The sequence below is a fragment of the Bacillus sp. NPDC060175 genome, from assembly GCF_042728695.1.
GTDB lineage: Bacteria > Bacillota > Bacilli > Bacillales > Bacillaceae_G > Bacillus_A.
This window is the reverse complement of sequence record NZ_JBHWYR010000115.1, coordinates 1-10267: the sequence shown is the minus strand read 5'-3', so window position 1 is coordinate 10267 and position 10267 is coordinate 1. Positions and strand designations below refer to the sequence as shown.

The 10267-nt window shown below is 32.6% G+C and carries 9 protein-coding genes and 1 pseudogene; 1 reads left to right on the top strand and 9 read right to left on the bottom strand.

What is annotated here, in order from left to right:
- The first annotated feature begins 62 nt into the window (after positions 1–62).
- Entirely contained in the window at positions 63–920 is an 858-nt protein-coding gene (locus tag ACFWDE_RS28360; protein WP_002090735.1) for a glycine betaine ABC transporter substrate-binding protein, read from the top strand.
- Positions 921–1615: 695 nt separating this feature from the next.
- Here the strand turns inward: ACFWDE_RS28360 and ACFWDE_RS28355 are convergent.
- The 9 genes and pseudogenes from ACFWDE_RS28355 to ACFWDE_RS28315 form a co-directional block, all read right to left on the bottom strand.
- On the bottom strand, positions 1616–2581 hold the full coding sequence (locus tag ACFWDE_RS28355; RefSeq protein ID WP_377896113.1) for a tyrosine-type recombinase/integrase: 966 nt from the start codon (positions 2579–2581) through the stop codon (positions 1616–1618).
- 10 nt (positions 2582–2591) lie between these two features.
- Positions 2592–3197 (bottom strand): recombinase family protein, encoded by a 606-nt coding sequence (locus ACFWDE_RS28350; RefSeq protein WP_377896112.1) that lies wholly within the window; start codon positions 3195–3197, stop codon positions 2592–2594.
- A 227-nt stretch (positions 3198–3424) separates the two neighbouring features.
- Positions 3425–4444 (bottom strand): annotated as a pseudogene (locus ACFWDE_RS28345) (IS4 family transposase); the annotation flags it as partial.
- A gap of 170 nt (positions 4445–4614) precedes the next feature.
- On the bottom strand, positions 4615–5523 hold the full coding sequence (locus ACFWDE_RS28340) for a VanZ family protein (RefSeq protein ID WP_377896111.1): 909 nt from the start codon (positions 5521–5523) through the stop codon (positions 4615–4617).
- Positions 5524–6659: 1136 nt separating this feature from the next.
- Positions 6660–6914 (bottom strand): hypothetical protein, encoded by a 255-nt coding sequence (locus ACFWDE_RS28335; RefSeq protein ID WP_377896115.1) that lies wholly within the window; start codon positions 6912–6914, stop codon positions 6660–6662.
- 120 nt (positions 6915–7034) lie between these two features.
- Positions 7035–7715 carry an ABC transporter ATP-binding protein gene (locus tag ACFWDE_RS28330; protein WP_377896110.1) on the bottom strand — a complete coding sequence of 227 codons (681 nt, stop codon included), beginning with the start codon at positions 7713–7715 and terminating at the stop codon, positions 7035–7037.
- An 11-nt stretch (positions 7716–7726) separates the two neighbouring features.
- On the bottom strand, positions 7727–9079 hold the full coding sequence (locus ACFWDE_RS28325; RefSeq protein WP_377896109.1) for an ABC transporter permease: 1353 nt from the start codon (positions 9077–9079) through the stop codon (positions 7727–7729).
- Between the two features lie 240 nt (positions 9080–9319).
- Entirely contained in the window at positions 9320–9379 is a 60-nt protein-coding gene (locus tag ACFWDE_RS28320) for an SEC-C metal-binding domain-containing protein (RefSeq protein ID WP_377896114.1), read from the bottom strand.
- Between the two features lie 172 nt (positions 9380–9551).
- A complete protein-coding gene (locus ACFWDE_RS28315) occupies positions 9552–9899 on the bottom strand; it encodes a hypothetical protein (RefSeq protein WP_377896108.1) in 348 nt (115 codons plus the stop codon).
- Between the last annotated feature and the right edge of the window lie 368 nt (positions 9900–10267).

The window sequence follows — 10267 nt, the reverse complement described above, 5'->3', positions numbered from 1 at the left end:
GAAACAATTTTCTGCGTTAGTTAAAGAAGAAATATCTAATCATAGAGACTAGGAGGAGCTTGATGAAGAAAAAAATATGGCTTCTGTGCATACTATTATTAATTAGCATAATTACTACTTCTTGTAGTGGCGTGAACAGTAATGCAAAGGGAAAAATTAAAATTGGTGTAACGAGTTGGAAAGAAAACATAGCTACCGCAAATATGTGGAAAGTATTACTTGAGCAAAAAGGTTATAAAGTTGAATTGTTATATTTAGAAAAGGCAGCCGTTTGGACCGGGGTAGCACGAGGAGATGTGGACGCCAACTTAGAGGTCTGGCTACCAATTACTGATAAGCCATTATATGAAAAATATAAGGATGATGTTGTAATAAAGTCAGCGTGGTATAAAGGTACTGGTCTTGGTTTAGTTGTTCCTTCATACATGACAGATATCAATAGTATTGAGGATTTGAATGCGAATAAGGATAAATTTAACAATAAAATCATTGGTATTGAACCTGGTAGCAGTTTAATGGGCTTAACAGATAAAGCGATACACAAATATGGGATAGAGCTAAATCTTGTTCAATCTTCAGAAGCCGCTATGATGAGTGAATTAAAAAAAGCATATAATCAAAAGAAACCCATTGCAGTAACATTATGGAATCCACATTGGGCTTTTTCAGAGTTTGATCTTAAATATTTAAAAGATCCTAAAAAGGTGTATGGAGAAAAAGATGATATTTATTACTCTGTTCGTAAAGGATTTGAAAAAGATTATCCAGAGCTTATAAAGTATTTTGATAACTGGAACATGACCGATGAGCAACTCGGAACGTTGATGACCATGATTAATGAATCGAATGACCCTGAACAGGCCGCTGAAAAATGGATAAAAAAGAATAAAAAATTAGTAGATGCGTGGATGAAAAAGTAATCATTTATGGGGTACGGCAACCATTCCTTCTTTTTGGAACCACTCGTAAATACAAAGAAAGAGAAGTGATGTTTTCATATAATCATTTCTCTTTCTTTTGATTAGCTTGCCTTTTCAGTTGGAGGAAGCGATATTCCCCAATGTATCTATGCCATTTATTTCCCGCATAGCTCAGATAATACAATAAATATCCCCATGCAATTGTTGCAGTTCAAACTTTTGTATCCCACTACGTCTAGATAAAAATGCAATGACTCACGTTGATTTCCAAAGTGAGAAACCTTTATATCATTTGAACTTGTTTTATCTGAACTATATGGGGTATTACCACACATTCATCAACTTAAGGATTTAGACTATTTTTGAAGTTAAAAGCACATTACTATTCTTTTATCCATAAGTTGAATTATTACTAATTTTAAAACTTTTATTCTTGGTCTATATTACTTTTTATTCGGATTTATTTCTATCATTTGAATTTGGAATATGTCGCTGTATTTTATTACCAGAACACGCATTTCTTCCTTAAATGAACGCCAGGGTTCAATTTTAATGGATTTAGTAGTTTTATCTAGTAGCGTATACTCATGAACGTAATATGATTTTTCGTTTTTACTCATTGTAATTTTTTCGTTCCCCCTTAAAATAATTAAAAAACTGTAGGTGTGTAAAAATTACACATTAAGTGATGTTGATTAATCTATGTTTAGTTGGTATTGCCTATAGTAATCGTAATATCTTTTTAAAGATAAGAGAGATTTAAAGCCGATTTGCTTCATGATTTGTTCGGAAGTGATTTTTTGTTGAATCATTCTTAAAATAAAGGTGTTTCGGAAATGTTGAGCAGAAATCCCCTTTCGAAGATTCGCACGTTTTATTTCTAAACGAATCATTTTTTGAACAGAGATTTCAGTCAAAAATTTTGGAGCATCATCGTCATAGCTCCAATGATATGTCCCACGAATAAATTCAAAAGCAACAAATAATGGATCGCTGCTGTGGTATTTAGGACGAACAGGTTCAGGAATAGTTTTATAGTAATTGTATAAATGTAATTTGTCTTCTTCTTTCAAATGGATTGTACGATTTATTTTTGAGTCTTCAGGAATAGATAACGTATTACTTTCGAAATGAACGTGTTTCATTCGTAAAGAAACAAGCTCTTTTAAAGATAATCCATAGTCCAGGAGCAACGTAACGATAGAAATGTTCCGTTCTAAGATCATGGGGCGTGTTAATCTTTGTTTTTCAGTCAGTCCTTCTAATGAAGAGATAACCTCTTTTAGACGATTCTCCTCTTGGAGAGAAACGAAATCCTGACTACGTAATGCCCGATCGGGTGGATTTATATGAATGATCCCTTCAATCGGGCTTGGTAAATCTAAGTATTCGTACAATCTATTTAAGACAATATATATGCGGTGTATAGTTTTATCAGAGTATTGACGATCTTCTTTTAAATAATTAAAAAAAGCTTCGAAATCTTTTTTATGGAGTGATTCAAACAGATTATTTTCAGTAAACCTTTTTGATTGGTGCAGCCATTGAATGAAGCTTTCCACATCGTAAATATATCGTTTAATTGTAGAAGGTTTTCTTCCTTTGTTTGATAAATAAGAAGAGAAGCCTTGTATTGTATTTTGGATCTCTTTTGTATTCATCCTATATTTTTCACTCCTTATCCTCATACCTTTTGACTACTCTATAAAATGTGGGGCTTGTCATATTGCACTTTTTCATAGCGTATAGCGCTGTGATTTTTCCATCTTTCCAATCGTTATATGCATCGATAAATTCCTGTGTTATTTCAGTTTTGGGTCTACCCAAATGCTTTCCTTTTTTCTTTGCAGCTTCAATACCTTCACGTTGGCGAGTTTTTATTTTTGTCCGTTCTTCTTCAGCAAGCCAGGACAAGATTTGGAGTACCAAATCAGTAATAAGATTTCCTAAACTATCTTTATATTGAGTTGTATCTAAAAGTGGCATATCTAATACGACAATATGAGCTTGAATATTTTGGGTAATATCTTTCCACTCCTCAAGGATAGCTTCTTTATTTCTGCCGAAACGATCTAGGGAATGAATATATAAAATATCATCTTTTCTTAACATACGTTTTACGAGTTGATATTGATCACGATTAAAATCTCTTCCACTTTGCTTGTCGATAAAAATATCTCGTTCGTCAGTGATCAGTTGTTTCATTGCTTCGAGCTGCCGATCTTCATTTTGATCTTTACTACTAACCCTTATATATCCGAATTTTCTTGTATTCAAAATAAATAGACATCCTTTCGAAAGTGTTTCTAATGAAATTATATCAAAAATACTTCAAAAGGTGTTATTAATTATTTAGTACTTCAAAAGTATATTTTTGAACCTTTCGAAGTACTAAATCGAGTAGGTTTTAATACACTTCAAAAGGTGTACTTTTTGACACAACGTATTATTTTTTAATTAACCAGGCTTAATCCCCCATTTCGGGGCGATGGGCAAAAACATCCATCATGCACTTGTCCCATCGGGACAATGTCTGTAGGTGTGTTTGTCATATATACATTGATGCCACTGAGTCGTTTACTACGAGTAGAATACTTCATTCCTTTCTTTTTTTCTCTTACAGTTTGATCTTGTAATCGTTTTTGTTGTTGTTCTTTGGTTAGTCGATGAACAATCACACGGGTTGGTACTTTATCAGTCATTCCTACATAAGCGTTGGATATTTCACATGTTTGTCCTGGTTGAAGAGAGTTCATTAAGACCTCCATATCTATCTGTATATACTCTGTACCTTTCTTGATTCTTCCATCTTGAAAATAATCAGGAGTGGGATTTTTTTGATAAATACGTGTATTGGATTTAATACGAGAGATATAGTAAGCCTCTTTATCTTGTATATGTTGAAGATCTTTCAAGTGAAAATAACCTAAATCACGGATACATAAATCATTCGCTGTCACAGTTGGGGCACATAGAGAACCATAGGTTCGATCATGTTGTTTACCTGGGCCTGTATGAATATGTAGGAACTGTCCACTTAATAAATCATACTCAACCTGAATCTTCACCCCAGCTGTATGGCTGCATCCTCCTGCACCTGGATAAACAGATGAAAATACATCGGGAAGTTGAAAGGCAGTTGAATCTAGGATACGAATACGTTTGAAAATAGAAGCGTATGGAGAAGTGAGCATCTTAGTTGAAGATAACTTTTGTTTGAGAAGTTCGGCTAACACTTGTTGTAGGAATTGCACGGCTGTGGCATTAAATCGTTGATTCAGTCCTTCGGGACTGATGAGCACTTCTGTTGATGCTTCTAAACAGCTACATAAATGAGTTAAAGAGGTTTTAGCGACTTTTTGACTAATCCATACACATAAAGCGACTAAATCTTTTGCTTGGTACTTACTGGTTCTTTGCACAAAACCAACATTTCTAGCAAGATCTCTTAAGAAATTTGGAGATAAGAAGTTTTGAATTTCTTGAGCAAATAGTTGTAATTCATCAGATACAGAAATAGACATACAAAAACGCCATCCTTTCCTATGATTCTACAGAAAGAATAGCGTATTTTTTCATTTTAGGGGGGATTTTATTTTGTTAGCTTGATAGCGATGTGGTGGTACGCCTATAAGAAAAAACTAACGTCAACGGCAACCCTGATGATCATATATTAAAAACAAAAAAATTCACATTATTTCCTCGCGGAAATAGGCGGAGCCGTAAGAACTACGTCATTATCTTTTAACTGTACGCGAAAAATATATACAGGTTGAGAAAAACCTTTTGTATCAGTGGCGTGCTCTAAATTATACTCTGTAACGACTAATGTCTCACCCTCAAATTCTTCACCCGCTCCGAAAGGTCCCATAGGATAAATGTCTCCATGTTTCAGTTTTTGAAATGCTTCTTTTGGAGAAATAATTTCGACGTCCCGCACTTTTTTACCTTTTGAATCGTAAACAGGTATTTTTTTACCTTCATTACTTAACTCTAGTGATGTTTTTATAGTGACATGAGACATATCTGTTTTTCCATAAGGATCAAATGGCATATTACCAAATTCCTTCATTTGATATGAAACAATTATTCCAAGTGCGACGAAGCTTACTGCAGTGGGTAAGATTAAATATTTGACTATTTGTTTGTGTGATTCCTTTTTTTTAAAAAAAATAAGAACTATATTTAATATACAATATCCTAGCATCATTCCTATGGTATTGTGAAGTAAATCTTCTAGTTCCGCACTTCCACGAAGTGTTATAAATTGAAGAGTTTCAATAAATAAAGATGTTGTAATTGAACTGATTAACATCCATTTTGCTTTTAAAAAAACTTCACTAAATAGAGGTAATAAAATCCCTAGCGGAAATAGCATACCTATATTAACAATGATATGAAAAAAAGAATTAAATGAAAATTGATTCCATGCTTGTTGATACTGGCTCAGTACATCGAAATCAATTGTTCTTACAAAGATATTCTCAGCTGAACGGCCAAATGTGGTAGCTATTATTACAAGGGAATAATAGCCTATTATTAATATAAGTAATATAATTTGTCTTTTAGTTAGTTTTTTTTCTTGTTTATTAATAAAATTCATTTTACACCTCTTTAGAATAATATATATTTTATCTGCCATGGCAAATTATTCGTACTTCCTTATTAAACTTCATTCCAGTTATTTATTCCTTCTTCCACTTGAAGTTAGTTTCTTCTATATGGCGTACCACCAACATTTTAACGAAAATATACGCTAAGCAAATTTCGACATAAAAAATCGTTGATTTTACTAATCTAAGCAACTTATTCATTCTCAAAAACGAGGGTATTTGAGACAAATAAAATTCACGTTTTGAGAATTTCTTAACGTATAAAACGTTAATTACCTTCAGTATAGACGTCTTTCCTTGCAAATTGAATGACTCTTGTCTTACTATTTAAACTGTAATCTTACAGTTTAGTAAGATTACTAAATCTAACTTTTCAAATTCTCGAAATTATGCTTCCATCCGGCTTTTATTCTCAATAATCTGTTTTTAAAAATTCATTTGCATGATTAATGCGCAATTTCTATTTAACATTTTTGTATAAGATAACTTAAATACAACGTTACTAATTTTATAAAGACATATAGGGGTTCGACCGCATGCCCATCAACTTAAGAATTTAGAATTACCCCAAAACGAAAAAATAAGTTTTTTTGTTACAAGTTAGCACAAAATTTCGTTCTGGGGGTACTATAAAATTTCCGCTTGATGGCGATGGGGTATCGCCACATGCCCATCAACTTAAAAATTCAGAATTACCCCAAAACGAAAAAAAGAGTTTTTTTGTTGCAAGTTAGCACAAAAATTTGTTCTGGGGGCACTATAAAATTTTAGCTTGATGGCTATGTGGTGCTACCCCATCGCTATCAAGCTAATAAAAAGAAATGCCCCCTAAATGAAATATTTACTTTTCTTCAATAAACTAACAAACTAAAGTTTATATACGTAAAAAGAATTGCTGTTGTTAAATAAGCGACCTGATTACTTCTCATAATCATTCTTATGAGAAGTACAAAAAAGTTAATATTTTACTAGCTTTTTTGTGTATACATTGTTCGTGAATAATAAAGTTGTTCAAAAATATTGATTATGTAATGAAATTTCATTACACATATTTTGTATATAAATTAACCGGTTCCTTGTATGTTAAGGAACCGGTTGTTGACTTATTTAAAGAAGTTATATTTTATTAATTACTTCCTTGGGGCTTAGATTTCACTTCGTCTTCATTATATTCTTTAGTAGTACCGTGTCCTGAATTCCCACCTTCAATAAATGAGGGTTGTCTTTGATTCGAGTTTTTCTCATCTTGGAAAGTATTTACTTGATCTTGGTTAGACTCACTTATGTCATCTTGAATAATAACATGTGTTACATATCCTATTAAAATACCAATTATAATTAGGCTACTGCAAACACATACTTTAATCCACGTTCCTTTCATTCTCTTCATTCCTCTCTTAGCTGTAGCATCTATTCTTTATAAAAAGTGTATAAGTTGAACTTACAGTTACTTTGAAGTTATGCCATTCTTTGTTTTCTCTAAAGTAAACATATTCATTTTTCAAGAAACATCTAGTACAACTAAATTCTGTTTTTGTAGATAAACAGCTTTGTCTGACTGTTTGGCCACGTCTTGTGAATGAGTTACAACAATAATACACTTATTTTCTTTATGTGCTAATTCTTTAAACAACTCAATAATTTCCATGGACGTTTCTTGATCTAAGTTTCCGGTTGGTTCATCTGCAATTAACAAATCTACATTACAAGATAACGCACGAGCGATTGCGACACGTTGTTGTTGACCACCGCTAAGCTGTAATACATTTCTTTTTGCTTCTATTTCTGTCAATCCAACTTTTTTTAGTAGATCCAATGCTCTTGTCTTTTTATCTTTTACATCGACTCCTGTTATTTCCATTGCTGTTATAACATTTTGAAGTGCAGTCATATAAGTAATGAGATTATAAGATTGAAAGATAATGGATACATACTGATTTCGATAGGAGTCGAGACCAATTTTACGTATATCCGTTCCTTTATATAAGACATATCCACTTTTTGGAACGTCTAATCCACTGGCTAAACTAAGAGTTGTTGTTTTTCCTGAACCGGATGGCCCTAAGATAGTATAAAAACTTCCAGTTTGAAAAGAAAAATTTACATTTTGTAAGATTGTAGTTCTCTTATTATTACTTTCATAATGATAATTGATATTTTTAAACTGCAAAATTGTCTCCATATGAATTCTCCTTATTCGTCTTTTAATAAAATCTGTTTTGGATTTAAACGAAGAATTGATAATGCTGGAAGAATCGTTGCCAGCATAGCGATTCCTAATCCAATCCCCCCTACTTTTCCTAAATCTTCAGTTGAAATACTTACATCGATTTTATCAACCGGATCTACGCCTGCAGTAGGATTACCACTGAATTTTGCTATAGGATCTTCCGGTTTATCTTCATTCTTTGCTATTTCACTAGATAACAGATTATCACCGATTTTTTGGGAAACTTTCTCTCCTGTTGCTAAAGATAAACCAAATGCTAATACAGCAATACATACTACCTCAACTAGTAATTGGCCCATTAACTTCCACTTTTTCTCACCTATAGATAACAAAATCCCCATTTCTTTCCTACGTTCCTTAATAGAGAGCATAATTATTAATCCTAAAATAGTTGCACCTGCAATAGACACCATAATTACAATCGTTTTCGAAAAAGATGCAATATTTTCGATTGGACCAATCATCTGTTTATAAACGCTATCTTGTGCATCTAATTCATAGTACGCTGGTAACCCCAATTTTTTTGCTTCCTCTTTAAATGCATCAATATCCTTAGGGTCCTTTAATGAATAGATTGCATTTTTCAATGAATTCATAACAGAATACGGTACATATATTTGATTAGCAGGCTCTAATAAAGCAAAAGATTGTCCTCCAAAAGATGGAGCCTCTTCTTTAGACTCATATATACCTATAATTTCTAGCTCTTTCGTGGTAAGTTCCTCCTCCATTACTTCACCTATCTGTAGTTTATCACCCACTTTTAAATTGTTTTTTTCAGCTAGTTTTTTTTCAATCATAGCAACGTTTTTTCCTACTGTTTTTGGCGTAATTCCCTCTCCTTCAACAAGTTTTAATTTTTTGTCTTGAGCAGCTTCTAATGAAGAAAAGTCTCTAACACCCTGTAGAGTGAAATTTAAATTATTATTTGGGCCAAATGATTGAGCTCCTCCAGGTGGTTCGATATTATGAAGCTCTTTCAGCTCAGCATTAGCACTTTTTAGATAATTATAGTGATCTAAATACTTAGAGTTCTTTAATTTATCAGCTTCTTTTTCTTCGATACCAGGTACCTTTCTTGCTTCATTAGCATTTTGATTACTGTTTTGTTCTTCCAAATACTTATCCAAATTGATTTTTAAGTTGATATCAGCTCCTAATTGTTTTCTGGCTAAATCGGTTGCTTTATTGGATGCACTTTGAATCGTAAAACCAGCGAATACCAAATTAATAACTACTAGAAAAATAGCAAGTAAAATAAGTGACTTTCCCTTTCTTGATTGTAAACTCAAAAATGATCGTTTGATAAAATTCATGTTCTCTAACCTCCTTGATGCCATATTAAAGTATCCATCTGGAGTTTATATGTAGATTGTTTAGAGAAATGTGGAGTTTATATGAGGTTCTAGTGCAAAAGCTTCAGGGTAATTGCAAGTAATCTCTTAAACTTGGACATACAAATAGGGGCATGACAACATCACCATCAATCTAAGGAGAACAGGATACCCCCAAATAGAAAAAATGGAAGTATCTCGTTTTTATAAATCCAACTTAATTTATTTGTTCATGCAACAAAATCGGTATTTCTTACCACTGTTACAAGGGCAATCTTTGATTACTTTTTTAAATCCGATATATATTCGTTGAATTCCACCCCAACAATGTAGGAAAAATTGTATGCCTCACAAATGTGTGTAAACGTACAATTTTCTTTTTTTGATATGGTGACCGCTATAATATAAAAAGAGCACCACTTTTTGGATGCTCTTCGTTATAACTATATATTATTTAATTTCCTTCTTTTGTTGGTACCATTTTTCCTTGTTGAGGGTTCGTACCTGTACCTTCTGATTTTTCAACAGTTTTTACATGTTCCGATTTTTCAGAGTCTCCCATTTCAAATGCAGGCTGATAATCTGTACCTTCTGGTCTTTCAACGGTTTTTGCATGTTCCGAATTTTCAGGGCTTCCGATTTCAAATGCAGGCTGATAATCTATACCTTCTGGTCTTTCAATTGTTTCACTATATTTCGATTTTTCTACTTTTTGATCTGATTTTACATCTTCTGTACCTATTGCACCACCTGCGAATAATCCTGTACTTAAAAGTGTTCCTGCTAATAATGTTTTAATCATTTTTCATTACCTCCTTGCTTAAGATTACATTCAGCATAAAACACGTATCTGGAGTTGATATGTAGTTTATCTAGAGTCTATGTAAATTTAAAAATCCTCTAATAAAATGTTTTTTTACATAGTTTTAGCAAGTCCTAATGATTTTAAATTAACTTGCTTTAATCGTACATATATTTTAATTTTTTGAAATGTTAATGCACATTATATAATCATGAAAGTAAACTTTTGGGTAAAAGTTTACTTTCGGATTTTGAATCATTTATGGGGTAGCACCACATCACTATCAAGCTAAGCTTATGCAAAGTCAATTTTAGGCGAGATTATTTCTTTTTTCTAAAGGCTACATGTAGGGAGTTTAAAGATTTGCA

Excerpts from the sequence above, each read along its gene's own strand:
- ACFWDE_RS28360 (WP_002090735.1), top strand. The coding sequence starts at position 63 with ATGAAGAAAAAAATATGGCTTCTGTGCATACTATTATTAATTAGCATA.
- ACFWDE_RS28355 (WP_377896113.1), bottom strand. The coding sequence starts at position 2,581 with ATGAATACAAAAGAGATCCAAAATACAATACAAGGCTTCTCTTCTTAT.
- ACFWDE_RS28340 (WP_377896111.1), bottom strand. The coding sequence starts at position 5,523 with ATGAATTTTATTAATAAACAAGAAAAAAAACTAACTAAAAGACAAATT.
- ACFWDE_RS28335 (WP_377896115.1), bottom strand. The coding sequence starts at position 6,914 with ATGAAAGGAACGTGGATTAAAGTATGTGTTTGCAGTAGCCTAATTATA.
- ACFWDE_RS28330 (WP_377896110.1), bottom strand. The coding sequence starts at position 7,715 with ATGGAGACAATTTTGCAGTTTAAAAATATCAATTATCATTATGAAAGT.
- ACFWDE_RS28325 (WP_377896109.1), bottom strand. The coding sequence starts at position 9,079 with ATGAATTTTATCAAACGATCATTTTTGAGTTTACAATCAAGAAAGGGA.
- ACFWDE_RS28315 (WP_377896108.1), bottom strand. The coding sequence starts at position 9,899 with ATGATTAAAACATTATTAGCAGGAACACTTTTAAGTACAGGATTATTC.